Origin of the sequence: Nocardia arthritidis (assembly GCF_011801145.1) — a bacterium.
Classification (GTDB): domain Bacteria; phylum Actinomycetota; class Actinomycetes; order Mycobacteriales; family Mycobacteriaceae; genus Nocardia; species Nocardia arthritidis_A.
Genome location: NZ_CP046172.1, coordinates 9,349,515 through 9,374,535 on the forward strand (window position 1 = coordinate 9,349,515; position 25,021 = coordinate 9,374,535).

25 protein-coding genes and 1 riboswitch are annotated in these 25,021 nt (G+C 66.4%); of the genes, 9 read left to right on the top strand and 16 right to left on the bottom strand.

Annotated features, from left to right (window positions below; genetic code table 11):
- The first annotated feature begins 103 nt into the window (after positions 1-103).
- Positions 104-1,573: an MDR family MFS transporter gene (locus F5544_RS42545; RefSeq protein ID WP_167478366.1), complete on the top strand. Its 1,470-nt coding sequence runs from the start codon at positions 104-106 to the stop codon at positions 1,571-1,573.
- A 69-nt stretch (positions 1,574-1,642) separates the two neighbouring features.
- Here the strand turns inward: F5544_RS42545 and F5544_RS42550 are convergent, their stop codons facing one another.
- Positions 1,643-2,104, bottom strand: a complete 462-nt coding sequence (locus F5544_RS42550; RefSeq protein WP_167478367.1) for a GNAT family N-acetyltransferase — start codon at positions 2,102-2,104, stop codon at positions 1,643-1,645.
- A gap of 59 nt (positions 2,105-2,163) precedes the next feature.
- Complete coding sequence (locus F5544_RS42555; RefSeq protein ID WP_167478368.1) at positions 2,164-2,625, bottom strand: MarR family winged helix-turn-helix transcriptional regulator; 462 nt, start codon at positions 2,623-2,625, stop codon at positions 2,164-2,166.
- 58 nt (positions 2,626-2,683) lie between these two features.
- Here F5544_RS42555 and F5544_RS42560 point away from each other — a divergent pair, with 58 nt between their 5' ends.
- Positions 2,684-3,091 (top strand): VOC family protein, encoded by a 408-nt coding sequence (locus F5544_RS42560; RefSeq protein ID WP_167478369.1) that lies wholly within the window; start codon positions 2,684-2,686, stop codon positions 3,089-3,091.
- 49 nt (positions 3,092-3,140) lie between these two features.
- Here F5544_RS42560 and thiC read toward each other — a convergent pair whose 3' ends face one another.
- The 4 genes from thiC to F5544_RS42580 all read right to left on the bottom strand — a co-directional run bounded on the left by thiC (position 3,141) and on the right by F5544_RS42580 (position 6,841).
- Positions 3,141-4,766, bottom strand: a complete 1,626-nt coding sequence (thiC, locus tag F5544_RS42565) for a phosphomethylpyrimidine synthase ThiC (protein WP_167478370.1) — start codon at positions 4,764-4,766, stop codon at positions 3,141-3,143.
- Positions 4,758-4,868: riboswitch (TPP riboswitch) on the bottom strand. It overlaps the preceding gene by 9 nt.
- 113 nt (positions 4,869-4,981) lie before the next feature.
- Positions 4,982-5,458, bottom strand: coding sequence for a VOC family protein (locus F5544_RS42570; RefSeq protein ID WP_167478371.1), 477 nt, complete (start codon positions 5,456-5,458; stop codon positions 4,982-4,984).
- Between the two features lie 55 nt (positions 5,459-5,513).
- Positions 5,514-6,389, bottom strand: coding sequence for an NAD(P)H-binding protein (locus tag F5544_RS42575; protein ID WP_167478372.1), 876 nt, complete (start codon positions 6,387-6,389; stop codon positions 5,514-5,516).
- Positions 6,386-6,841: a nuclear transport factor 2 family protein gene (locus tag F5544_RS42580; protein ID WP_167478373.1), complete on the bottom strand. Its 456-nt coding sequence runs from the start codon at positions 6,839-6,841 to the stop codon at positions 6,386-6,388. The genes F5544_RS42575 and F5544_RS42580 overlap by 4 nt, the downstream gene beginning before the upstream one ends.
- A 103-nt stretch (positions 6,842-6,944) precedes the next feature.
- On the opposite strand from F5544_RS42580, the gene F5544_RS42585 reads away from it, so the two are divergent.
- The gene (locus F5544_RS42585; protein WP_167478374.1) at positions 6,945-7,772 is read left to right on the top strand and encodes a helix-turn-helix transcriptional regulator; all 828 of its coding nucleotides are present in this window, start codon (positions 6,945-6,947) and stop codon (positions 7,770-7,772) included.
- Here the strand turns inward: F5544_RS42585 and F5544_RS42590 are convergent.
- Both F5544_RS42590 and F5544_RS42595 read right to left on the bottom strand, forming a co-directional pair.
- Positions 7,753-9,282: an MFS transporter gene (locus F5544_RS42590; protein ID WP_203217468.1), complete on the bottom strand. Its 1,530-nt coding sequence runs from the start codon at positions 9,280-9,282 to the stop codon at positions 7,753-7,755. The genes F5544_RS42585 and F5544_RS42590 overlap by 20 nt on opposite strands.
- A gap of 65 nt (positions 9,283-9,347) precedes the next feature.
- On the bottom strand, positions 9,348-9,911 hold the full coding sequence (locus F5544_RS42595; RefSeq protein ID WP_167478375.1) for a TetR/AcrR family transcriptional regulator: 564 nt from the start codon (positions 9,909-9,911) through the stop codon (positions 9,348-9,350).
- Positions 9,912-9,950: 39 nt separating this feature from the next.
- Here F5544_RS42595 and F5544_RS42600 point away from each other — a divergent pair, with 39 nt between their 5' ends.
- Complete coding sequence (locus F5544_RS42600; protein ID WP_167478376.1) at positions 9,951-11,195, top strand: KasA/KasB family beta-ketoacyl-ACP synthase; 1,245 nt, start codon at positions 9,951-9,953, stop codon at positions 11,193-11,195.
- Between the two features lie 10 nt (positions 11,196-11,205).
- Here F5544_RS42600 and F5544_RS42605 read toward each other — a convergent pair whose 3' ends face one another.
- A complete protein-coding gene (locus tag F5544_RS42605) occupies positions 11,206-12,678 on the bottom strand; it encodes an ATP-binding protein (protein WP_203217469.1) in 1,473 nt (490 codons plus the stop codon).
- 166 nt (positions 12,679-12,844) lie between these two features.
- Between F5544_RS42605 and F5544_RS42610 the strand changes: the two genes are divergently transcribed.
- Positions 12,845-13,633, top strand: a complete 789-nt coding sequence (locus F5544_RS42610; protein WP_167478377.1) for a thioesterase family protein — start codon at positions 12,845-12,847, stop codon at positions 13,631-13,633.
- Between the two features lie 2 nt (positions 13,634-13,635).
- On the opposite strand, the gene F5544_RS42615 is transcribed toward F5544_RS42610, so the two are convergent.
- Entirely contained in the window at positions 13,636-14,280 is a 645-nt protein-coding gene (locus tag F5544_RS42615; RefSeq protein WP_167478378.1) for a TetR/AcrR family transcriptional regulator, read from the bottom strand.
- Between the two features lie 87 nt (positions 14,281-14,367).
- On the opposite strand from F5544_RS42615, the gene F5544_RS42620 reads away from it, so the two are divergent.
- Complete coding sequence (locus F5544_RS42620; protein WP_167478379.1) at positions 14,368-15,453, top strand: epoxide hydrolase family protein; 1,086 nt, start codon at positions 14,368-14,370, stop codon at positions 15,451-15,453.
- Positions 15,454-15,648: 195 nt separating this feature from the next.
- Here F5544_RS42620 and F5544_RS42625 read toward each other — a convergent pair whose 3' ends face one another.
- The 5 genes from F5544_RS42625 to F5544_RS42645 are packed head-to-tail and all read right to left on the bottom strand — an operon-like array spanning position 15,649 to position 20,677.
- Positions 15,649-16,797 (bottom strand): GTP-binding protein, encoded by a 1,149-nt coding sequence (locus F5544_RS42625; protein WP_167478380.1) that lies wholly within the window; start codon positions 16,795-16,797, stop codon positions 15,649-15,651.
- A 42-nt stretch (positions 16,798-16,839) separates the two neighbouring features.
- On the bottom strand, positions 16,840-17,667 hold the full coding sequence (locus F5544_RS42630; RefSeq protein ID WP_167478381.1) for an ABC transporter ATP-binding protein: 828 nt from the start codon (positions 17,665-17,667) through the stop codon (positions 16,840-16,842).
- Entirely contained in the window at positions 17,654-18,688 is a 1,035-nt protein-coding gene (locus F5544_RS42635) for a glycine betaine ABC transporter substrate-binding protein (RefSeq protein WP_167478382.1), read from the bottom strand. Before F5544_RS42635 ends, F5544_RS42630 begins: the two co-directional genes overlap by 14 nt.
- On the bottom strand, positions 18,685-19,533 hold the full coding sequence (locus tag F5544_RS42640; protein ID WP_167478383.1) for an ABC transporter permease: 849 nt from the start codon (positions 19,531-19,533) through the stop codon (positions 18,685-18,687). The genes F5544_RS42635 and F5544_RS42640 overlap by 4 nt, the downstream gene beginning before the upstream one ends.
- Before the next feature lie 4 nt (positions 19,534-19,537).
- Positions 19,538-20,677, bottom strand: a complete 1,140-nt coding sequence (locus F5544_RS42645) for an LLM class flavin-dependent oxidoreductase (protein ID WP_167478384.1) — start codon at positions 20,675-20,677, stop codon at positions 19,538-19,540.
- Positions 20,678-20,893: 216 nt separating this feature from the next.
- On the opposite strand from F5544_RS42645, the gene F5544_RS42650 reads away from it, so the two are divergent.
- Both F5544_RS42650 and thiD read left to right on the top strand, forming a co-directional pair.
- On the top strand, positions 20,894-21,445 hold the full coding sequence (locus F5544_RS42650; RefSeq protein ID WP_167478385.1) for a DUF4352 domain-containing protein: 552 nt from the start codon (positions 20,894-20,896) through the stop codon (positions 21,443-21,445).
- Positions 21,446-21,537: 92 nt separating this feature from the next.
- Entirely contained in the window at positions 21,538-22,383 is an 846-nt protein-coding gene (thiD, locus tag F5544_RS42655) for a bifunctional hydroxymethylpyrimidine kinase/phosphomethylpyrimidine kinase (RefSeq protein ID WP_167478386.1), read from the top strand.
- A gap of 161 nt (positions 22,384-22,544) precedes the next feature.
- Here thiD and F5544_RS42660 read toward each other — a convergent pair whose 3' ends face one another.
- Entirely contained in the window at positions 22,545-23,270 is a 726-nt protein-coding gene (locus tag F5544_RS42660; RefSeq protein ID WP_167479893.1) for a TetR/AcrR family transcriptional regulator, read from the bottom strand.
- A gap of 188 nt (positions 23,271-23,458) precedes the next feature.
- Between F5544_RS42660 and F5544_RS42665 the strand changes: the two genes are divergently transcribed.
- Entirely contained in the window at positions 23,459-25,021 is a 1,563-nt protein-coding gene (locus F5544_RS42665) for a flavin-containing monooxygenase (RefSeq protein WP_167478387.1), read from the top strand.

A 25,021-nucleotide genomic window follows, 5' to 3' on the forward strand; every position in this document is an offset into this window, starting at 1 on the left:
GTAGAGCAGTTGTATTTTTATAGTTGATCTGCTTTCCTGATGAGCGTGGCAGGCCACCCGAAAAGGCGGGGCCGCCCATTCGATTTGGAGGAGGTGAGCGGCCATGACCGCAACCCAGACCGAGACCGCTTCGCCGCGGTCGATCCGGCTGGTCCTGGCCGGAGTCCTGCTGGCGATCCTGTTGGCCATGCTCGACAACGCGATCGTCGGCACGGCGATGCCGACGATCGTGCGCGAACTCGGCGGCCTCGACAGGGTCGCCTGGGTGGTCACCGCGTACACCCTGCTCTCGGCGATCTCCACGCCGGTGTGGGGCAAACTCGGCGATCAATTCAGCCGGAAAACGATATTTCTCGGTTCGATCGGCATATTTCTGATCGGCTCGGTGCTGGCGGGCGCGGCCTGGTCGATGCCGACATTGATCGCGTTCCGCGCCATCCAGGGGCTTGGGGCGGGCGGCATCTCGGTAACCGCGCTGGCGCTGATCGGCGCATTGGTGCCGCCGCTGGAACGCGGCAAATATCAGGGCATGATGGCCTCCGCCATGGCGGTCGGCACCATCGGCGGTCCCCTGCTGGGCGGCGTCATCACCGATCAACTCGATTGGCGCTGGGCGTTCTACATCAATATCCCGCTCGGCCTGTTCGCCCTCGGCTGGCTGGCGTATCAGTTACGAATTCCGATGGTGCGCAAGCAGGTTCGTATCGACTACGCGGGCATCGCCCTGCTCTCCGTCTTCATCGCCGCGCTGGTGCTGATCGCGACGTGGGGCGATATCGAATACCCGTGGCTCTCGGCACAGATTCTCGGGCTCGCCGCGGTGGCGGCGGTCGCGCTCGCGGCATTCCTGCTCGTCGAGCGGCGGGCGGCCGACCCGGTGATCCCGCTCGGATTGTTCCGCAGCCGCAATCTGACGATCGCCTCGACCATCGCACTGGTCGGCGGGGTGCTGACCTTCGTCGGCGTGCTGTATCTGCCGCTGTTCCAGCAGACGGTGCAGGGTGTTTCGGCATCGAGTTCGGGATTGCTGTTGCTGCCCATGATGCTTCCGCTGCCCATCGTCTCGCAGATCGTCGGCAAGCGGATGAGTGCCAGCGGCAAGTACAAGGTGTTCATCGTCCTCGGCGGCGCGCTGTGCACGGCGGGCACCGCGCTGCTGGCCTTCGTCGATGCCGATACCGGCAGGCTGACAACGGGATTGGCCATGGTGGTGATCGGCACCGGAATGGGCTGCTCACTCCAGCTCACCACCGCGGTCGCCCAGAACAGCGTCGATATCGCGCATATCGGCGCGACATCCGGACTGATGATGCTGTTCCGCACGTTGGGCGGCTCACTCGCCGTCGCCGCGTTCGGCTCGATGTTCACCCGCGCGATGCGGGGACACAGTCCCGCTGAAGGGCACGGCTATCTGTCGGCCTTCGCGTCGGGCACCGGCACGGTATTCCTCGGCGCGACATTGATCTGCGTTGCCGGATTCGTGATTTCACTGTTGCTGAAGGAGGTTCCGTTGCGCGGCAAGGCATCCAGCGGACCCACTGCCGCGGCACAATCGACGAAGGCGGCGGCCTGAGCATTCGAATTACGTAGGGCGCGGTGGGACTGTCTCCACCGCGCCCGTCGGTATGAAGCCACCAATTCGTCAGGGCCGCTCTATATTTCGTTCGAAGGTCATCATGTGGCGCTCGGGACCGTTGTAATCCTGGATGGGACCGGCGACCGTGAAGCCCATCTTGCGATGGAAGTTGATCGAGCCGGTGTTCACCGGGGAGGTGATCGCCCGCACGATGGTCCGGCCGTCGGCGCGGGCCATATCGAAGAATCGCTCGTAGAGTTCCCGGGCCAGCCCGCCGCCGCGGTGCTCGGGATGGATGCCGATGAATTGGATGTAGGCCGTCGACTTCACGCTCGGCGAGAAAAAGCCGATCAGGAATCCGGCGAGGGCACCGCCGGATTCGGCGATCGAACTCGTGTCGGCGAAATGATCGAGGAACAGCCGCGGGAGGGATGCGGACAGCGGCCGGCCCCACCACTCGTCGACCACTCGGATGACGGTGTCGTAGTCGGCGGGTTCGGCCTTACGGAGGACTATCTCATCGCGCATGCACCAGATTCTGCCGTCGGCCGGCCGCCGCCGCGCCTGCCTGCACTGGGGATATCTCGTCAGTCGCTCACGGTATCCGGATGGACGTGATCGAACACCCGGCGGAGCATATCCGCCAGCAATGCGCGCTCGTCCGTATCGAGCGGGGCCAGGATCTCCGCACCGACCTGTCGCGCCTGCGCATCCAGTGCCCGCAGCGCCGCGCGGCCGGATCTGGTGATCCGCACGGTGATTCGCCGCCGGTCCGCGGCGTCGCGGGCCCGCTCGACCTGCCCGGCAGCCTCGAGTTCATCCACCGCCTTTGCCACATCGCTCGGATGAATTCCCAAGCGCTGCGCCAGATCTCGTTGCGCATGCGGCCCGAAATCGGCCAGCGCCGCCAGGATGGCCATATGCCACAGGCGCAATCCGCGCGCGGCGAGCCGATCGCCGAAGCCGGCCCGCGCGGCCTTTCCGACGCGCGAGAGCAGGTAGGTGTCGAGCCCGAGCAGGCTCGGCGGCAGCGCACGGCCATTGTCCATCGGCCCATTCTATGGTACTCACCTATCATAGGTTCACACCTACTATTTGGAGAAGGTTATGGACGCGCTGTATCCGCGCTTACTCGTCGACGATTTCGCCGCCTGCTTCGACTTCTACGCGGCGGTGCTGCCGGAACTGGCAGGCGCGAAACTGATCAAGGGCACCGCCGCGGGCCCATACGCCAACTGGGACGTCGACGACCAGGCGATTCTCGTGCTCTACGACCGCGCGACCATGGCCGCGACGGCAGGCACGACGGACTTGCCGACACACCCGGCACCGGCGCAGGACACCGCGATGCTGGTGCTGCGGGTGGCCGATGTCGACGCGGCATTCGCCCACTGCCTCGCGCACGGCGGCACCGAGGTGGTCGCACCGACCGACCGGCCGCAGTGGGGTCCGAACCTGCGGGCCGCACATCTGCGCGACCCGAACGGCACGCTGCTGGAACTACAGTCCTACTGATGCACGGAAACCGGTGGCGCACAACGACCTTGCGCCACCGGGTCGGGCGTCAGGAAACCACCGGCAGGTAGACCTTGCCGCCGGCATCCGCGAATTCCGCGGATTTCTCGGCCATTCCGGCCTCGATGGCGGCGGCATCGGTGAGCCCGTTGCGCTCGGCGTACTCGCGCACATCGGCCGAGATCCGCATCGAACAGAACTTCGGCCCGCACATCGAGCAGAAATGCGCCGTCTTCGCCGGTTCGGCGGGCAGTGTCTCGTCGTGATATTCCCGGGCGGTGTCCGGATCCAGCGACAGCGCGAACTGGTCGCGCCAGCGGAATTCGAAGCGCGCCTTGGACAATTCGTTGTCCCGGTCCTGCGCGTGCGGATGTCCCTTGGCCAGATCGGCGGCGTGTGCGGCGATTTTGTAGGTGATCACGCCGACCTTTACGTCGTCACGGTTGGGCAGGCCGAGATGCTCCTTGGGCGTCACGTAGCAGAGCATCGCGGTGCCCGCCTGCGCGATGATCGACGCACCGATCGCCGAGGTGATGTGATCGTAGGCCGGTGCGATATCGGTGGCGAGCGGGCCGAGGGTATAGAACGGCGCCTCCTCGCACAGCTCCTCCTCCAGCCGCACGTTCTCCACGATCTTGTGCATCGGGATGTGGCCCGGCCCCTCGATCATCACCTGCACGCCATGGGATTTCGCGATCTTCGTCAACTCGCCGAGGGTACGCAGCTCGGCGAACTGCGCCTCGTCGTTGGCGTCGGCGATGGAACCGGGACGCAAGCCGTCGCCGAGCGAGAAGGTGACATCGTACTTCGCCAGGATCTCGCAGAGTTCGGCAAAGTTGGTGTACAGGAACGACTCTCGGTGATGCGCCAGACACCACGCGGCCATGATGGAACCACCGCGCGAGACGATTCCGGTAACTCGCTTGGCGGTCAACGGGATATAGCGCAGCAGCACGCCCGCGTGCACCGTCATGTAGTCGACGCCCTGCTCGCACTGCTCGATCACGGTGTCGCGGTAGATCTCCCAGGTGAGTTTGGTCGGATCGCCGCCGACCTTCTCCAGCGCCTGATAGATCGGCACGGTGCCCACCGGGACCGGCGAGTTGCGCAGGATCCACTCGCGGGTCTCGTGGATGTTCTTACCGGTCGAGAGGTCCATGATGGTGTCGGCGCCCCAGCGGGTGGCCCACACCATCTTCTCGACCTCCTCGGCGATCGAGGAGGACACGGCCGAATTGCCGATGTTCGCATTGATTTTCACCAGGAACTTCTTGCCGATGATGGTCGGCTCCAGCTCCGGGTGGCGGTGGTTCGCCGGGATCACCGCGCGGCCCGCGGCGACCTCCTCGCGCACCAGGTCCGGCGAAACCCCTTCGCGCGCGGCGATGAAACGCATTTCGGGGGTGGTGATGCCCTGCCGCGCCCACGCGAGTTGGGTTCGCGGGCCGTCGATCTCGGGCTTCGTCCAGCCGTCGCGCAGCTTCGGCAGCCCGGCCTCGACGTCGATCACCGCGCTGTCATCGGTGTACGGACCGGAGGTGTCGTAGACATCGAAGTGCTCGCCGTTGGTCAGGTTGATCCGGCGCACCGGAATGCGCAGATCGTCGACCTCCAGGTAGTGCTTGACACTGCCCTCGATGGGTCCGGTGGTGACGGAATCGACAGGTGTGCCCATGATGATCCTCCCTACGCCGGCATTACCCGGTCAGGTTCATACGGTCGACGGCCCATCAGCCGTCCTCTCAGCCCGCTGGTGCGAGCCCCCGTTGGCTTGTTCAATTGACCCGGCCGACCTTACCCGCCCCTGCGGCGACACCGCGCGGAGATCGGACGATTCTCCGATCCCGCGCGATCTACACCGGTGTTCACCTCGGCGGTTCCGACAGCGCGTCAGGCCGCCCGGAACGCCTCCCGCATCCCCTCGATCGAAATCTTCTTCATCCCGAACATCGCCTTCGTCGCCCGGGTGGCCGCCGCCTGGTCCGGGCTCATCAGGAGTTCGGTGCATTCGGTCGGCCAGATCTGCCAGGGCACCCCGTGCTTGTCGAACAGCCAACCGCATTGGTCCTCGCGCCCGCCGTCGGCGGTCAGCGCCGCCCACAGTCGGTCGACCTCGTCCTGGTTCGCGCAGTTCACCAGCAGCGACATCGCATACGTGTACTGCATCGCGCTCCCACCGTTGATCGCAATGAAATGCTGCCCGTTCAGCTCGAAATCCACCACCATCACGGTACCCGGCGCTCCCGGACCGGCCTCGGTATACCGTTGCACCGCAAGCACTTTCGAGTCCTCGAACAGAGAGCAGTAAAACTCCACCGCCTCCTCGGCATTGTCGTCGAACCACAGGTTGGTAACGATCTTCTGCATTGGGTCCTCCCGGATTCGTAGTTCCGTCCGGTAAGACTCCGCGGCGCACCGGAACTCATCGGTCGCGCGGTCCCGGCAGTGCGATTCGGTCGCGGTGGATCGCGATGAATTCGCCGAAGGAACGTGGCATACGGCCGGTGACCCGGGCGACCGTCGTGGTCACCCGGTCCTCGGCGCCCGCAGCGATGAGCCGCTCGGCCCCGGCGAGCACCGTGGCCATCTCCGGCGGCACGCCATGAGCGGTGAGGTGCTCGGCCAGTTCGCCGGGGGTCGAGTCGATATGCCGGACCGGGCGCGGCGGGGCGAGCGATCGGTTGAGCAGGCGGGCGATGTCGTCGTAGGACAGGGCCTCCGGTCCCGTGATCACGTACTCCCGGTTCGGCGCGGCATCGTCGAGCAGCGCGCGCACGCCGACGGCGGCGATATCGGCGGCGTCGACGAAGCCGATACCGCGACCCCCGGTGGCGCTGATCAGCTCGGACCGGGTACGCAGCCCGGCGGCCATCGGATGCGTCGGCACGATGAAGTTCTGCATGAACCACGACGGTCGCAGCACCGCCCATTCCGCCATCCGGCATACCGCGCGGCGCGCGTGATCCAACCCAGGCGCGCCGGGTGGAATGACGTCGGAGCTGAGGAACACCACGCGCCGCACGCCCGCCGCACGCGCGGCGCTCAGAAAATGATCGATCGGTTTCGCCGGATTCGGCATGCCTATCGGCGCGACGAGGTAGACCCGTTCGACGCCGCTCAGCGCCGGTCGATAGGTCGCGGGATCGGCCCAGTCGAAATGCACGTGTTCCCCGCCCGATTCGGCGCGTATCTGGCCGCGCGTAGCCGTACGAACCGGGACGCCCGCGGCGCGCAGACCCGCGGTGACCGGGCGGCCGGTATTGCCGGTCGCGCCCGTGACGAGGACCGGTCCGGTCATGCCGCACCGTCCGTTTCGTCGTTCGAGCGCAGCGCGTCCAACAGTTCGGGCAGGGTTCCGGTGGCGATGGCGCCCGCGACCGGACTCCAGTAATCGCGCCAGCCGACGATCGCGCCGTCGCGGGCCCGGATCACCGCGATGTAGGCGAGTTCGTACCGCTCGCCGGTGCGCACGGTCGTTCCGCTGGCGGTGAATTCCACGATAATCGTTGCCGGATCGGTGGTTTCGTGCACGACGACCGCCGGAAACTCGTGGATATCCAGCCGTTCCGGATAGTCGGCCAGATAGTCGTGCAGCTGTGCGCGACCACGCAGCCGTCCGGGTGTGCCCGCGACCGCGAACGGCAATTCCAGCTCCGCGTCGACGGCGAAGAGTTCGACGAATCGTCGCATGTCCTTGGCCAGCAACAGGTTCAGGCCTCTTTCGAATAACTCGCGTGCGCCTTCGGTCATGAATCGAGACTGGCCGAGGCCGACCGTCGCGCGGAACTGCCGGTGTAGCCCCGGATCATTGATCCGTGGCTCGGTTCGGGTGGGTTTCGGCAGACTCGACGATATGGACAAGCACGCGCTCGCCGACTTCCTGCGCCGTCGTCGCGCGGGGTTGCGTCCGGATGACGTCGGGTTGCACCCGGATCCGAAACGGCGCAGACGAACTCCGGGGCTGCGCCGCGAGGAGGTGGCCTGGTTGGCCGATATCTCGGCCAACTACTACGAGCGGCTGGAGCAGGCACGGGCGCCCCGGCCGTCGCCGCAGGTGCTCACCGCGCTCGCCGGGGTGCTGCGGCTCGGGCCCGATGAACAGCGCTACCTCACCCAGCTCGCCGGTCACGAACCGAGCCGTCCCGGTGTACCCGACGACGAGGTACCGGCCGGGGTGCTGCTGATGCTGGAACGGCTCACCGAGGCGCCCGCGTACGTGCAGAACGTTCGCTATGACGTACTTGCATGGAATGCATTGGCCGCCAAGTTATTCGACGATTTCGACGCAGAGCGCAACCTCTTGCGGATCGCATTCGGCTCCCGAAGGGAGCGGGTGTCGTGCGGCGGCCGGGACGGCGCGGCGCGGTTCGTCCGGCAGGCGGTCGCCGAATTGCGGGCCGCGGCGGTGCGGTATCCGAACGACCCGCGGATCCCGGAGCTGATCGAGTGGCTTTCCACCCGCGATATCGACTTCCGAAATGGTTGGGCCGCACACGAAGTGGCTCCCCCTGCGACGATCTGGAAACGGTTCGAACATCCGGATGTCGGCGCGGTCGAACTCGACGCGCAGACGTTATCCGTGCCCGGCCACGACCATCGGATCGTCATCTATACGGCGGAACCGGGCAGCCCGGCCGCCGAGGCACTGCGCGAGCTGCGCATCAGTGCCCAACGCCGGTAACGCGAAATCCCTTGGGCACCAGGCGAACCGCAACGACGGCGACCACGGCGACAATTGCGGCCGAGACGTATGAGGTGGTGGTCAGTGCCGTGTCGAAGGCATGGGTCGCGGTATCGATGACGTGGGTGCCGGTGACGTTGTCGAGTCGGGCCGCGACATCGATGGCACCACCGACCGAGCCGGTGGCCTCGTCGAAGTCCTTGCCGGACAGCGGTAGTCCGGTCATATTTGCCGTGAAGATTCGGCCGTGCAGGCCGCCGAGCAGCGCGACGCCGAGGCCGATGCCGAGTTCGTAATTGGTTTCCGAGACCGCACCCGCCTGCCCCGCGCGCTCGGGCGGCACGGCGGCGACGAGTACCGCGGCCGCGGCGGTCACGGCGAGGCCGTCGCCGAGGCCGAAGGCCGCGAGGACAAGGGCCACAACGGGATACGTGGTCGGCTCCGGGCTGAGCGCCAGGATCAGGAAGCCGAGCGCGAGCGCGCCGAGCCCGATGGCGAGGACGGCGCGGACGCCGAGGCGATGCATGAGGGCGGGGGTGGCCAGGGATGCGAGCAGCAGGGTGACGGCCGAGGGCAGGGTGCGCAGACCGGCCTGAGCCGGGGTGCAGCCGTTGATGTATTGCAGCCACAGCGAGATCAGGAAGAGCGCGGCGCCGATGGCGAGCATGGCGAGCAGGGTGGATACGGCGGCGGCGAGGAAGGGTCCGTTGCGGAACAGGCGCACGTCGAGCAGCGGATCGGCGGCGGTGAGCTGCCTGCGCGCGAACCAGGCGAGCAACACCAGGGCGAGCCCGAAGACGAGCCAATCGACCGGTCCGGCAACCCCTTTCGCAATATGTTTGAGTCCCCATGCGAGGCCGACGATTCCGGCGATGGACAGCAGCGCACTGCACCAGTCGAGCGAACCCGATTGCGGCGCACGGTATTCCGGAAGCAGCCAGACGCCGAGCCCGACCGTCAGCACGACGATCGGCACGTTGAGCCAGAAGGCCGATGCCCAGCCGAAGGTCTGCACCAGCACGCCGCCGACCACCGGCCCGATGGTCGCGCCCGCCCCGGCGACGGCGGCCCAAATGCCGATGGCGAGGGTCCGCTCCCGCGCGCTGGTGAAGATATTGCGGATGAGCGAAACCGTCGATGGCATGACCATGGCGCCGCCGATGGCGAGCAGCACCCGGCCCGCGATCAACTGGGCCGCGCTGTGCGATGTCGCGGCGACCACCGAGGCGATGCCGAATAGCACGAAACCACACAGGAATAGCAGCCTGCGGCCGATCCGGTCGCCGAGCGCGCCGGTGGTGATCAGCAGGCCGCCGAGCACCAGACCGTATATGTCGATGATCCACAGCTGTTCGAGCGCACCGATCCGCAGATCGGTGATCAGCGAGGGCAGCGCGACATTGAGAATGGTGGCGTCCATGGCCACGAGCAACAGACTGGCACACAGCACGGCCAGCATCAGCCAACGCGTCGAACCGAAGGTCGGAGCGGGTTCACTGGTCGCTGACATGAGGTCCCTTCGGTCAGTCGAACCGGACGCGAGGCAGCGTTGCCGGGAGTCGGGCGAACTTCAAGTTACCGTGCCGGTATGGTCCGATCGATGAGCATGCGGCCCGCGCGCTCGGTGCGTTCGATGTCACCGGTGATGAACTGATCCTGGATCACCCCGCGCAGTCCCGAAATAAGAAGGGTGGCAACGGCTTCCGGATCATCGACGGCGCCGGTGCGGCGCAGCGCGTCCCCCAGCGCACCGACCAGGGTCGCGACGGCGGCATTGGCGTATTCGGCGTACGGGCTGTGCGGCGCACAGGCCGCGCCGAGCACCTGCAGCATCACCCGCACGCTGACCGCGTCGGCGCCATCGAGATTCGCGCAGAAGAAAGTGGTCAGCCGGGCGCGCAGGGTATCGGCATCCGTGACGTCGGCGAAGATGGCGGCGACGTCGGGCCGCTGCGAGCTCAGTGCCTGTACCAGCAGTTCTTCCTTCGTATTGAAGTAGTAGATGAGCATGCGGGAGCTGGTGCCGAGTGCGGCGGCGAGCGGGCGCAGCGATAGTCCGGCCAGCCCGTGATCGGCGATATAGCGCACCACCTCGGTGAGCAGTTGGGCGCGTTTGGCGTGGTCGAGTGGGCGGGCCATGGGTTGACTGTAGCGAGTGCTACAGGTATTCATGTCATCGTGACTGTAACAAGTGCTTCAGAAACTCGGGCCTCGGTCGTGCTCACCGGTTACGCCGCCACCACCTCGCTGGCCGCGGATATGGATACGACCTGGTCCGAGCTGTTGCTGGGGCACACCGGAATCGGCAGGTTGGACGACGATTTCATCACCGAGTTCGACCTGCCGGTCCGGATCGGCGGCAAGCTGAAATCGCATCCCGGCGAACTGCTCACCCGGATCGAACAGCGGCGGATGTCCTATGTCGAGCAGTTGGCGCTGGTGCTCGGCAGGCAGGTCTGGCAGCACGCGGGCGCGCCCGAGGTGGAGGGCGAACGGCTCGCGGTCGCCATCGGCACCGGCCTCGGCGGCGCCGACGCGCTGATCGCCGCGGTGGACACGATGCGCACCAGTGGATACCGCAGGGTGTCGCCGCTCGCGGTGCCGATGGTCATGCCGAACGGTCCGGCCGCCACGGTGGGCATCGAAATCGGCGCCAAGGCAGGTGTTTTCGCGCCGGTGTCGGCCTGCTCATCGGGTGCGGAGGCGATCGCGCAGGCCTGGCGGCTGATCGTGTCGGGCGAGGCCGACGTGGTGGTCGCGGGCGGCGTCGAGGGCCATATCCACGAGGTGCCGATCGCGAGCTTCGCCATCATGCGGGCGATGAGCACGCGCAACGACGAACCGGAGCGGGCGTCGCGGCCGTTCGACCGGGACCGCGACGGTTTCGTCTTCGGTGAGGCGGGCGCGCTGCTCGTGCTCGAATCCGAGCGGCACGCGCGGGCCCGCGGCGCCCGCATCCACGGCAGGGTGCTCGGCGCGGGCATCACCTCCGACGCGTATCACATCGTGGCGTCCGAACCGGGTGGCGCGGGCGCGGCACGTGCCATGCGCAAGGCGATCAGCACTGCGGGACTTCAGGTTTCGGATATCCAGCACGTCAACGCGCACGCCACCTCGACATCGATCGGCGACGCCTCCGAGGCCGAAGCCATCACCGCGGTCGCACCCGCCGCCTCGATCTACGCCCCCAAATCCGCACTCGGCCATTCCATCGGCGCGGTAGGCGCACTGGAATCGATCATCACAATGCTCACCCTGCGCGACCAAATCGTCCCGCCCACACTGAATCTCGACAACCAGGACCTGACCATCGATCTCGACATCGTGTCGGGCGAACCGCGCACCCAACGAATCGACTACGCCCTCAACAACTCCTTCGGCTTCGGCGGCCACAACGTAGCCCTCGCCTTCGGCCGGGCCTGATCATCACCCGCTATTCGGCGAGCCGGTAAATGGTCGCCTTGCCCCGACCACCGATCTGTTCGACAAGCCCCAGCACCCGGAGCTGAACGAGCGCCTTGCGAATTCCGGGACTGGACAACCCCAGTGGCTGTGCGAGATCGGCGGCACCACATGGTCCGGACGCCAAGATGTCGAGAATCCGCCGCTGAGTGCTGCTCAGAGCCATCTCCTCCGACAGTAACGGTCGGCCGGTTTCCTGGAATCGTTGCGGCTGAACGCTTCTGGATCGAGACCGCAACACCGCGGTAAATCGGATACCGGCATCGGCATAGTTCGCCGGCGGCAGACCCGCTTCAGTGAGCGACCGATTGATCGTAGGGATACCGGTGGCGAGCGCTTCGACGACCCGGCCACCAGAGTCCGGTGATCGCAGATACTGACAGATATTGACCAACCATCTGTTACGCGCCGAGGTCACCGCATCCTTGCCCAATCGATCCACCGTAATGCCGTAGAGGCCACCGGGATTGGAAACGACCAGTCGATCGCGACGCAGCCTGACCTCTACCGCCATGCCCGCGGACCAGTGATCGAGGTCCCGATGCAGCAGTGCGTTGGCGATCAACTCGCGAAATGCGACCATCGGATATTCGGGAACATCGATCACTCGTCCGTCCGGTTGGTCGACGATGATCGTGTCGAATGTCTGTTGCGCCCATTCCATGGTGGCATCCAGCATCCTGGGAATCGGTCCGGTTATGACCTGTTGATTACGGACACGCGCATCCGGTGGATCCGTCGGCGACGGTTCGGCGGCGGCCTGAATTACGTAGCGCGGGAACCACTGTTGTGGGTGCACGCCCAGCGCGAGTAAACCTGCGACCGTGGGTATTCCGTCGGTCGTGACCACGCCCGCCCTTCGCAGCAGCTCGGCGCCCTCGAAACGGCCGAGCCCGCGACGGTCACGAAGTCGCACGGTGTGCGCGAAATCAGCCACCAGTTCGTCGTCCAGGTCGGCGATCTCAGCCCCAGAGACCGGCGCATGATCGAATTGGGGACACTGGCGTGAGGCCAGGAATGCCTGTTCCTCGAGTGCCGACATCTGGAAATCGCCGTCGTATCCACGCAGATACGCGGCACCCGTTGCGCTCAGCCGACACGGTTTGGCCGATGGGTCACATTCGTGCACGATGGCAATGATCACGGGAAGGTCGTCGACCACGTCATCTTCGATGGTGAGCCGGATCGGCGGCGTGAACGCGCGTGCCTTCTTCGCCAACCCCTGCTTCAGCTCCTGCGGATTCGTCAGGATGACGGGTTCGAAACCATTCCGTTCGTCCAGCCCGAGGATGATGATGCCGCCGCCGGGATGATTGGCGAACGCCGACAACGTCGGAATCAAGGAGTGCGGTAGTCCGCCGGCGGCGGATTTGACTTCCACGTCGGTGCAGTCGCCTCCAGTAGAGCGCAGGGCGGCAATCAGATCGGGCAGGTTCAACGGCACGTGGTAATGCTACCGAAATGCTACCGGTGCTGGTAGCATTTCAGTAGCATTTACTCCTGCGGGAAACCCGCCTACAGCGGACGTCTCCGGCCGGGTCTGATATTCCCCACAGCGGTGCGTCGGTAGTGTCGTTTCCGAAGCGAAGGATCGTGGAACGGATGACGTCGTGACCAGCGCCTTTTATCTGCCGGACCCTGCGGATCCGAGCCGATTCCTCTCCACCGAGCTCACCAGGGGGCCTTGGTCGGCGGATGCGCAGCATGCCGGGCCGCCTTCGGCGTTGCTCGCGTATGCGCTGGAGCGGTGTGAACCGCGGGCAGGGTTTCAGATCGGGCGGGTCACCATGGAGATTTTTCGGCCGATACCGTTGGAGCCGTTGACGGTCGATGCCAAGGTGGTGCGGCCGGGACGCAGTGTCGAATTCTTGGAGGCGACGCTGTCCACCGAGCGTGGGCTGGTAATGCGGGGGGCCGCATGGCGTTTCAAGCTTGCTGATCCGGAACTTCCGGTGCCCGAACGGTTTCTGCCATCCGGGAATCGGCCGGGGCCGGAACGTGAGCCGTCGCCGTTTCCGACCTCGAACGCCGTCGGGTTTCACAACGGCATCGAATATCGCTTCGTCACAGGGGCTTTCGACGAACCGGGTCCCGCCGTGTGTTGGATAGGGCTACGGAATCCGATCGTCGCGGGCGAGATCCCGAGCCCACTGGAGCGGACCTTGATCGCGGCCGACCACGGTAACGGCGCCAGCTCGATATTCGACTGGGACCGTTACCTTTTCATCAATACCGACCTCACCGTGACACTGCACCGGATGCCGGTCGGCGAGTGGGTCTGCCTGGACGCGGTGACCTATCCGCAGCCGTACGGCATCGCGTTGGCCGAGTCGGCGCTGTTCGACGAGAAGGGCCCGATCGGCCGGAGCACCCAGACCCTGCACCTCGCCGAGCGCTGAGATCAGCGGCGCTGCCAGCGCCAGGCGAATTCACCGGGTTCCGGTGGCGGGCCCGGCAATTGGCCCTTCGTTTCCAGTCCCGCGAGCATGAGGTGCAGGACGCGGCGGCGCAGCTGCGCGGTGCGCGCCGGGTCGGGCAGCGAGATGGCCGCGCATGCCTCCAGGATCAGGCCGAGGTCCGATGGGTTCACCTCATCGCGCAGCCTGCCGGTCGCTTTCGCGCGCCGGACCAGTTCCGCGCTCGCCTCGGCCGAATGCTTCACCTCGGGCAGAATCGATTCGTCGGGGGTGAAGGTGCCCGCCAGGTGGACGGTCAGCGAATGCACATCGGCGTCGACGACGCGTTCCAAGAAGCCCACCAAGGCCGACCAACCATCCGAATCCGCAAGCGCCGCATCGGCTTCCGCGTTGTAACGGCGTAATCCCTGATAGCAGAGGGTGCGCAGCAGCACCTCTTTGCTCGAATAGCGGCGATAGAGGGCGCTGATGCCGACGCCCGCGCGTTCGGCGACGGCGGCGATCGGGGCGTTGGCATCGGCGAGGAACACCGCGCGAGCGGCCTCGAGAATGAGCCCGTCGTTGCGGGCCGCCTGCGCCTTGCGCCCGGGGAGCGCCTTCTGAGCTGGGGTTTCTACTGGCTTCGGCATGCATCGAGAATAGCACTTGAAACGGAATGATCCGTTCTGATACTGTTTGAAACAGAACGAAGCATTCCGTTTCACAAGGAGTCACCGATGAACGCCATCACCCCCTTCCGGATCGACATCGCCCAGGCCGACCTCGACGATCTGCAGAACCGGCTGGCCCGCACCCGGTGGGCCGATCAGATCCCCGGTTCGGGTGACACCTACGGCGTCAGCGTCGACCGGGTGCGCCACCTGGTGAACTACTGGCGCGACGGATTCGATTGGCGCGCCATCGAGGCGAAGCTCAACGCCTACCCGCAATTCACCACCGAGATCGACGGGCAGAACATCCACTTCCTGCACGTGAAGGCTCAGCAGGACAACAGCTTTCCGCTGATCCTGACGCACGGCTGGCCGGGGACGTTCGTCGAATTCCTCGGCGTCATCGAGCCGCTGACCGCGGCGGGCTTCGATCTGGTCATACCGTCGGTGCCGGGTTACGGCTTCTCCGGCCCGACCACCGAACAGGGTTGGAACGATCAGCGCATCGCCCGGGCTTGGGCGGAGCTGATGCGCAGGCTCGGATACACCCGGTACGGCGCGGTCGGCAACGACGGGGGCGCGCAGGTCTCCCCCGAGCTGGGCCGAGTCGCACCGGAAAACGTTGTCGGCGTGCACGTTTCACAGGTGTACTCGTTCCCGTCCGGTGATCCGGCCGAATTCGCCGACCTCAGCGCCGAGGAGCAGCAGGCGCTGGCGACGCTGGACTGGTTCGTCAAGAACAAGATGGGTTTCAACATCCTGCAGTCGCAGCAGCCGCAGACGCTGGCCCACGCCATCATGGATTCCCCTGCGGGGCTTGTCGGTTGGAACAGCCAGCTGCTCGGCCCCGATCTGGACGACGAATTCGTGCTCACCAATATCGCCATCCACTGGCTCACCGGCACCGCCGGCTCGGCGATCCGGCGCTACTTCGAGCAGGACAAGGCGGACAAGCCCACCGAGCCGACCACGGTTCCGCTCGCGCTGTCCGGATCGGTGGGCGATTTCCACGGCATCCGCCGCTTCGCCGACCGCGATCACAAGAACATCGTCTCGTGGCGGACGCACGAGGTATACAGTCACTACCTGCACCACGTCGCGCCGCAGCTGATGGCGGGCGAGATCACCGAATTCTTCGGCCGGTTCCGCTGATTCGCACCACCCGAGACGCGGCCTACGCCCCCTCATCGGCGCGCAGGCCGCGTCATCAGGTCACTGCGAAACCTACAGCCACTCGCCACGATTCGCTCGTCGGCGGCGAGCGTCACGGGAGCCGGACCGGAATAAACAGCCGCACAAACGACATGGACGTGGCAGGAAATGTCACGTCCATGACCGCTGTCGTGCTCAGGCGTGTTCGTGCAACTCCCCCCAGGCCGGGAAAGGGTCGGCATATGTGGCCCAGATATCCGGGCCCGCCGCCCATTCCGCGTCGGTCAGCAGCGCGGCGTCCAGCAGCCCGCGCACCCGGTCGCCATCCAGCTTCACCCCGATGAAGACGATCTCCTGCCCGGCGGGCACCTCCAGCGACGACCACCAGGCGGCCGGTTCGAAGGTCAGATTCGGCCCGGCCTGCGACCATATCGCGGCCAGCGCCGACCGGTTGGCCAACCAGCAGAAACCCTTGCTGCGCAACACTCCGCGCAGCTGCCCGAGCGCCCGCTCCAACCGCTCGGGATGAAATGGCCGCTCCGCGGTGTAGGTAATGCTGCGAATACCGTATTCCTCGGTCTCCGGCGTGTGTCCACCGGCCAATTCCTCGGCCCAGCCCTCGGTTTCGGCGGCCGCGACGGGGTTGTAGCGGCCGGTGGCCAGCACCTCGTCGAGTGCGACGCCGCCCTTGACGGTACGCAGCACCCGGGCACGGGGATTCAGCCTGCGGACGGTGGCTTCGACTGTACCCGCCGCCTTTTCGCTCACCAGGTCGGCCTTGTTGATCAACAGCACGTCGGCGAATTCCACCTGGTCCACCAGCAGGTCCGCGATGGTGCGGGAATCACCCTCGCCCGCTTGCATATTCCGCTCGGCCAGGGCTTGGCCGCGGGTGAGCTCGCCGAGGAAGGTCGCGGCGTCGACCACCGTCACCATGGTGTCCAGACGGGCGATATCGCCGAGCTTGGTGCCATCCTCGAACTCCCAGTCGAAGGTGGCCGCCACCGGCATCGGTTCGGAGATGCCGGTGGATTCGATCACCAGCTGATCGAATCGGCCCGCCCGCGCCAGCTTGCCGACCGCCTCGATCAGATCCGCGCGCAGGGTGCAGCAGATGCAGCCGTTGGTCAGCTCGACCAATTTCTCCTCGGTGCGGTCCAGATAGCCCTGGCCCGCGACGAGCGCGGCATCGATATTGACCTCGCTCATGTCGTTGACGATGACCGCGACGCGGCGGCCGTCCCGGTTGGCCAGGATGTGGTTGAGCAGCGTGGTCTTGCCGGCCCCGAGGAATCCGGACAGCACGGTGACGGGCAGCAGGTCGGAGCGCGATGAAGTGGTCACCAGCTAATGATAACCATTTTCATTAATGTCATCGCGGCGGGGTCATGCCGCGGCGGCCTTCACCGCCTTGGCGATCTCTCGTCGCACGGCCAGGAATTCGGCCGATCCGCGCAGCTCATCCGGATCGATATCGGATCGGGGCAGTTCGACCGGCAGATCGAGCGCGATGCGGCCCGGCCGCTTCGTCAAAACGACAACCCGCGAACCGAGGAAGGCCGCCTCATCCGCGCTGTGTGTGACGAATACGGCGGTGCGCCCCGATTCCGCGCCGACCCGGCGCAGATCCTCCTGCAGCCGCTCCCTGGTGAGCGCGTCCAGCGCCGCGAACGGCTCGTCGAGCAGCAGCGCACGGGGACGGTGGGTGGGCGACGTATCGGCGGCCAGTGCGCGGGCGATGGCCACCCGCTGCTGTTGCCCGCCGGAGATCTCCCAGACGCGACGGCCGCCCATCGTCTCCAGGCCCACCCTGCGCAATAGCTCGTCGCGCCGCTCGGCCCGCCGATCACGCGGCACCCCAGCGTATTTCAGCGCCAACTCGACATTGCCGCCGACGGTCCGCCACGGAAACAGCCGCGGCTGCTGGAACACCATGCCGCTGGTGTGGCCGGGCACCGGCGCGGCGCCGGAGACGACGATCCGGCCCTCGGTCGGCTTGTCGAATCCGGCGATCAATCGCAGCAGCGTGCTCTTGCCGCAGCCGGAAGCGCCTACCAGGACCAGGAATTCGCCCGGCGGCACCGTGAGATCCAGCGGGCCGAGCGCGATCGCCCCGCGACCGTATCGGTGCGCGACTCCTTCGATCACGATGGCTGGCTGATCCGAAACCTGTTCTGCCGCAGTGGAATCTCGTAGTACATCAGTCGAGGGCACCGGGAAGCCCCTTGACGTAGATGGATTCGCGAATCTTCGCGATACCGGGCGCGGCCGGGATCTGCCGTTGGCCCGCGAGGAATTCGGCGGCGCTGGCCAGGCTGGCCGCGATCGCACCGGGCGCGGCCTCGGTGCCCAGCCATTCCGGCGAGGTGAGCTGATCCTTGGTGAGGAATACGCCCTGCTTCAGCTGCTGCGCGGCATCGTCTGGCGTGGTGCCGATTTCGGCGGCCACCGCCCGCGCGGCGGCGTCGGGCTGGTCCTGGATGGTCCGCAATGCGCGCAGCTCCACCCTGCGCCACACATCGACGACGTCCGGGTGGGCGTTCGCGAAATCCGTTGCGACAACGGCCAAATCGAGCGTCGGTTTACCCGCCGTCGCGAGTTCCCGGCTGGTGATCAGCTGTTTGCCGCTCTTGCGCAGCTGATCCAGCGTAGGCAGCCAGGTGTACACGGCGTCGATATCGCCGCGCTCCCATGCGGCCAGCGATGCCTGCGGCTGTAGATCGACCAACTTGACATCGTTGGCGCTCAGCCCGTTTCGTTCCAGCGCCGCGAGCAGGCTGTAGTGCGCGGTCGACGCGAACGCGGTACCGATCCGCTTACCGCGCAGCTCGGCGATGGACTGGATGCCGGTGCCGTCGCGCGCGACCAGCGCCTCGTTGTCACCCGCCACATCGAGCACGAAGGCGACCCGATACGGAATATCGAGCGGGGCCGAAAGTCCGCGCGCCACCGGGCTGGAGCCGATCGCGCCGAAATCGAGCTGCTTGGCGACGAATGCGGTGTTGACATCGGCGCCGGAGTCGAATTTCGTCCACTTGATGTTGTAGCCGGGCAGCTCCTGTTCCAACCACCGGTTGTGTTTCACGATCAGGTCACCACTCGGAAACGTCTGGTACGCAATGCGAATGGTGGGTTTGCTGCTATCGGCGCCGGAGTGGTCGATGGCGCACCCCGCCGCGGCGACGATCGCCGCGCCCGCGACAACCGCTGCGGCAAAACGCGTTAGGCGCTTCATATCTTTCCTCTCCAAGGCACGGCGCGGGCCTCGACCGCGCGCAGTAGCCCGTCGATGATCAGGCCGGATATGCCGATGGCCGCGATGCCGACCAGGACGACGGGTGTGTTGTTGTAGTTGCTCGCGTCCTTCACCACGCCGCCGATGCCGGGCATGCCGTTGAACAGTTCGGCGGCGACCACCGACGAGTAGGCCATGCCGACCGCCAGCCGGATTCCGGTCAGCGTTTCGGGCAAGGCCGCCGGGATCACCACATCCCGGATCACCTGTGCGCGTGAGCCGCCCAGCGCTCTGGCCGCCTCGACGAATCCGACGGGCGTCGCGGCCACCGCGGTGGTGGTCGCCATCGCGGTGGCGGGCAGCGCGGCCAGCGCCAGCAGCGTCACCTTCGGCGCCTCATCGATGCCGAGCCAGATCACCAGCAGGAAGAAGTAGGCGAGCGGCGGCAGCGTGCGCAGGAAGGTCAGCCACGGCTCGAGGATGCTGCGCAGCCAGCCGACGGTGCCCATGGCGACACCGAGCGTCACCCCGGCGGCGATGCCGATCACCACGCCGCCGAGCACTCGGCGCAGCGTCATATAGAGGTGCTCCCAGAGCAGATAACCCTGATAGCCCCGGACGCCGTCGTGTGTGGTCGACAATTGAATCGCGGCCCGCCACACGGCAATCGGGCGCGGCACGAAGGTTTCGTTCCAGATGCCCGCCGCGGCCACCAACTGCCAGGCGACCAGAAATACCGCAACGGACAGCAGCGGCAACAGCGTTCGCGCGACCCGGCGGGCCGTTGCACCGGATTCCGCTGCCGCCGAGTCGGTTACGGAGACCTCTTCGATAGCTGAGCTCATCGTTTCAGAGCGCCGCGACGCCGAGCGGCGCGCGTTCGACCGGCGCGGCCGGATGCCGCCACACCCCGCGCGCGGCCAGCCGGGGCAGCACGCCCTCGCCGAACCAGTACGCCTCCTCGAGGTGCGGATAGCCGGAGAGGACGAACTCGTCGATGCCGAGCGCGTGATACTCCAGGACGCGCTCGGCCACCTCGTCGTGGCTGCCGACCAGTGCCGTACCCGCGCCGCCACGCACCAGGCCGATACCGGCCCACAGGTTCGGGTAGATCTCCAGATCGTCGCTGTTTCCGTTGTGCAGGGCCAACATTCGGCGCTGTCCCTCGGATTCGCTCTTGGCCAGCGACGCCTGGATCTCGGCGACCGCGGCCGGATCGAAGCCCGCGAGCAGCTGGCGCGCCTCGCCCCACGCGGCCGCCGAGGTATCCCTGGTGATCACGTGCAGCCGGATGCCGAAGCGCACGCTGCGGCCCTCGCGCGCGGCGAGCTCCCTGATCCAGGCGATCTTGGCGGCCACCTGCGCGGGCGGCTCACCCCAGGTGAGATACACGTCGGAGTATTTGGCCGCGACGGTGCCCGCGATCGGCGACGAACCGCCGAAGTAGATCTGCGGCACCGGATCCGGCACCTGCGCCAGCGCGGCCTGCTCGACCCGCAGATGTTTGCCGGTGAGGTCCACCGTGTCACCCGCCCACAGCCCCCGCACGATCTCCAGGAATTCGCCGGTGCGCTCGTAGCGGGCGTCCTTGTCCAGGAAGTCGCCGTATGCGCGCTGTTCACGGGATTCGCCACCGGTGACCACATTGAGCAGCAGCCGTCCACCGGTCTGGCGCTGATAGGTGCTCGCCATCTGCGCGCCGAGGGTCGGCGAGATGAAACCGGGCCGGAACGCGACGAGGAACTTCAGCCGCTCGGTGCGCTGGCTGATCATCGCCGTGGTGAGCCATGCGTCCTCGCACCAGGCACCGGTCGGGGTCAGCGCGGCCTCGAAGCCGACGGCCTCGGCGGCGGCCGCGATCTGGCTGAGGTAGTGCACGCTCGGCGGGCGATCTCCGGCGGAGCTGGTGGCGTTCGCACCGTGACCGCCGCCGACGACATTGCGGCTGTCGCCGTTGGTGGGCAGAAACCAGTGGAAGGTCAACGACATTGGTCCGATACAACCCGGTTCCGGCGACCCTGCCCAGAGATGGGATCGGCCGGATTCGAACCCTTTCGGCGGCGCTCGAACACCGCATTCCCAGCATTGGGCATTACGCGACACATTTACGTCATTTTCGGATCATGCGACAAAATCGCGTCAATTCGGAATAATTCTTCTCCCGCACGGGTTGTTTCGCGGGCGGCCGTCGCTACACTGGCTCCGGTGGGGTCTGATTCAGCACGGAAAAAGCTGTCCGCCAATGGAATTGCGGCAATAGTCGGTGTGATCATCCTCATCGTCGGCGGCTACTTCGCCGTGCACGCGCTGATCGCGTCGGCCGGGACGAACGGCGGCCAGAACAACCCGATATCCAACGCGCCGACGGGGACGGCGCAGCCGATCGTCGGAAAGCCGGTGCAGGACGGCGTATTCGAGTACATCGTCACCGGAACCGAGACGGGCGCGAAGACGCTCAGCGAGAACGGGATCAGCAAGCAGGCCAGGGGCGTATTCACCGTCATCGTGGTGAAGGTGAAGAACATCAGCAACGACAAGCATTCGTTCTCGCCATCGGATCAGGTGGTGTTCGACGCGCAAAACCGGCAGCACGAAGCCGATTTCACCACCTCTTTTTCGAAGGCCTATGTCGACATCGAGCCGGGCGCCGAAATCACCGCCCGACTGGTGTACGACATGGCCCCGGATACCGTGGCCAAGCGAATCGAGTTACACGATTCGATGTTTTCGTTCGGAACGAAAGTCGATTTCAACTGACCCACCGTGAGGCAGCCGGTCGGCGACGGCTTCGCCCAGCTATACGCGGCCTATGGACGCTTCGCCGGCAGCGCACATTAGGGTTTGTTCCTGTGAAACTGCTCCCACTCCCCGCCGACGGCGAGACTCCGGTGCGCGTGCTCACCATCGCGGGCACCGACTCCGGCGGCGGCGCCGGGATACAGGCCGACAGTCGAACCATGGCGCTGTGCGGGGTGCACGCGTGCGTGGCGGTGGCCGCCGTGACCGTGCAGAACTCGCTGGGCGTCAGCGGATTCCACGAGATCCCGCCGCAGGTGGTCGCCGATCAGGTGCGCGTGGTGGCGGGGGATATCGGGATCGGCGCGGCCAAGACGGGCATGCTCGCCTCCACCGCGATCATCGAGGCGGTCGCCGAGGTGTGCCGGGAGGTCGGCATCGGACGCGACGGCAGCGTGCCGCTGGTGGTCGATCCGGTCGCGGCATCTATGCACGGCGATCCGCTGCTGCACGCCGAGGCGCTGGACGCGGTGCGACAGACGCTGATTCCGCTGGCCACCGTGGTGACGCCGAATCTGGACGAGGTCAGGTTGATCACCGGGATCGATGTGGTCGACGACGCCGGCGCCCGCCGGGCCGCCGAGGCGTTGCACAAGCTCGGCGCGCAATGGGCCGTCGTGAAGGGCGGCCACCTGCGTTCGGCGCCGGTCAGCACCGATCTGCTGTTCGACGGCGATCGGTTCCTCGAATTCAGCGCGCCCCGCATCACCACCCGCAACGACCACGGCGGCGGTGACACCCTGGCCGCGGCCATCGCCTGCGCGCTGGCGCACGGCTATCCGGTGCCCGCCGCGGTCGAATTCGCCAAGGAGTGGACGCGGCGCAGCCTCGTCGCGTCCTACGATCTCGGCGCCGGACACGGTCCGGTGTCGCCGCTGTGGCGGCTGCACGAATCCTGAGGCGGGAGCGGTCCGGTCAGTCGTCCGCGGCCCGAAACCTGTCGGTGGGTGGGGTCATACTTGGATCGACGCATCGGCCGCAACGGCGCGGCTCGCCGGAACAGCGTGGTTCCGGTCGGTGGGCAGCGATTCGATCGGGGGTGGTCGGGTGACGGGTGGGCCTAGTCCATCGAAAAGGCAAGGTGCAGCGGCAAATCGGCATCGACGGTGATGCCGTTGAGCCGGGAGTTGGCGTGCACCAGCGCGGAGATTATCTCGGCGAGATAGGCGACGAAACGTTCGATCGGCATCACGTGCGCCTGCGTCCGGTTGACGCCGAGCCACCAGTCGGTGGCCGAGGCGACCGCGCCGAAAATCGAGTAGTTGACGAGTTCGACGCTGTCCACATCGACCGATTCGTCGTCGAGCACCTGGACGACGAGTTCGGCGGCCCGGCGGGCCGATTGCCGCGCCGACTGCAGCGCGCGCTCGGAATCGCTTGCCTGCTGGGCGAAGTGGCTGTGCAGCATGAAGCGGAAGACGTTCGGATGCTCGCTCACGGCGAGCGCGTATTCGGTCGCGCCGCGGCGCACCAGATCGCGCGCCGAATCGTTGGTTAGGTCGATGCTGGCGATGATGCGCTCCCACAGCAGGTCGCGCACCCGGTCGACGATCGCGTTGTACAGGTCGGTCTTATCCTCGAAATGCCGATACAGCTTGGGTTTCGCGGCGCCCGCCTCCTTGGCGATATCGCCCATGCTCACCTCGGGACCGAACTTGTCGAGCGCGCGGAAGGCGGCGTCGACGAATTCGTCGCGCACTTTGAGCCGGTGCTCGCGCCATCGCTCGGTCCGCGCGTCCACGCGCTTGCGCGGCCCCTCGTCCAGATTCCGGCCGCTGTGCTTCATAACCATGGCATGGTACTCGAGCGCGGGCGCCGCGGGCGGCGCATTAAATACCGAGACGGCCGGTTGACATTGTCTGGGACGGCGAACACACTGGTCAGTGCCGGTGGAACCAGAAGTATTGGATACCAATGGTTCCGGCGGGCCGGGCCTCGGTCCGGCGAGGACATCGATGTCCATGAGGATGCGCTATGGCACCACGGAATTCACCGGCGATCCGGACAACGGTGCTGATCGTCGGCAGCGGCTTCTCCGGACTCGGCATGGGGATCGCGCTGGACCGGGCGGGCATTGCCGATTACCTGATCGTCGAGCAGGCCGGCGAACTCGGCGGCACCTGGCGCGACAACACCTATCCCGGCTGCGCGTGCGACGTTCCGACCCACCTGTACTCGTATTCCTTCGAGCCGCGCACGGACTGGCGGCGGCTGTTCTCCGGCCAGGCCGAAATCCAGAACTACCTGAACGAGGTCGCGGACAAATACCGGCTGCGCACCCACATCCGGTTCGGGCAGCGGATGGATCACGGCGAATGGGATGAACGGCGGCGGTGCTGGCGCGTTTTCAGCGCCGACGGACAGGAGTATGTCGCGCGCTATCTCGTCTCCGCCATCGGCGCGCTGCACGTCCCGAGCATTCCGGAATTTCCAGGGCAGGCGGAGTTTCGCGGCCCGGCGTTCCACTCCGCGCGGTGGGACCACTCCGTCGACCTGACCGGCAAGCGCGTCGCGGTGATCGGAACCGGCGCCAGCGCAATCCAATTGGTGCCGGAGATCGTCGACGAGGTCGGCGGGCTCACCGTCTACCAGCGCACCGCGCCGTGGGTGCTGCCGCGCGCGGATGTGGTCTTCTCCGACCGATTCCGGCGCGCGCTGCGCCGAATTCCCGGTCTGCGCTTCGGCTTACGCAACGGCATCTACTGGGGCGCGGAACTCGCCGCGTACGCGATGAATTGGCGACCGGATCTGCTCAAAGGCATCGAGTGGGTCGGTAGACGACATATCGCACGCCAAATCGCCGATCCGGAACTGCGCCGCAAGGTCACCCCCGACTACCGGGCGGGCTGTAAGCGACTGCTCGGCTCCGACACCTACTATCCGGCGCTGACGCAACCGAAAACCGAACTGGTGACGGCGCGGATCGATCACCTCACCGCCGACGGCATCGTCACCGCCGACGGGGTGACCCGGCCCACCGACGTGATCATCTACGGCACCGGATTCCGCGTGCTCGAATCGTTCACCAACCTGTCGGTCACCGGACGCGACGGCGTCGACCTGGCCGAGCGCTGGCGGCGCGAGGGCGTGCAGGCGCACCGCGGCATCACGGTGGCGGATATGCCGAATTTGTTCTTCCTGCTCGGCCCCAACACCGGACTCGGACACAATTCGATCATCTTCATGATCGAGGCGCAGATCCACTACGCGGTGCGGGCGATTCGGCTGGTGCGGCGGCGGGGCGCGGCGGCATTGCTACCACGGCGCGCGGCACAGGACCGGTTCAACGCCGGGCTGCAGCGCGGGCTCGCGCACTCGGTGTGGAATACCGGCGGCTGCAAGAGCTGGTACCTCGACGAACACGGCAACAACCGCACGCTGTGGTCCGGATTCACCTGGCAGTACTGGCTGCGGACCCGCCGAGTCCGGCCGTCGGAGTACGAGTTGCTGTGGCCCGAATACTCCGTTACGCCGGAAGCGTCTCCGCCACAAGCGATTCCGGTGGATCCGCGCCCAGACGGCACCGTTCGCGCATAA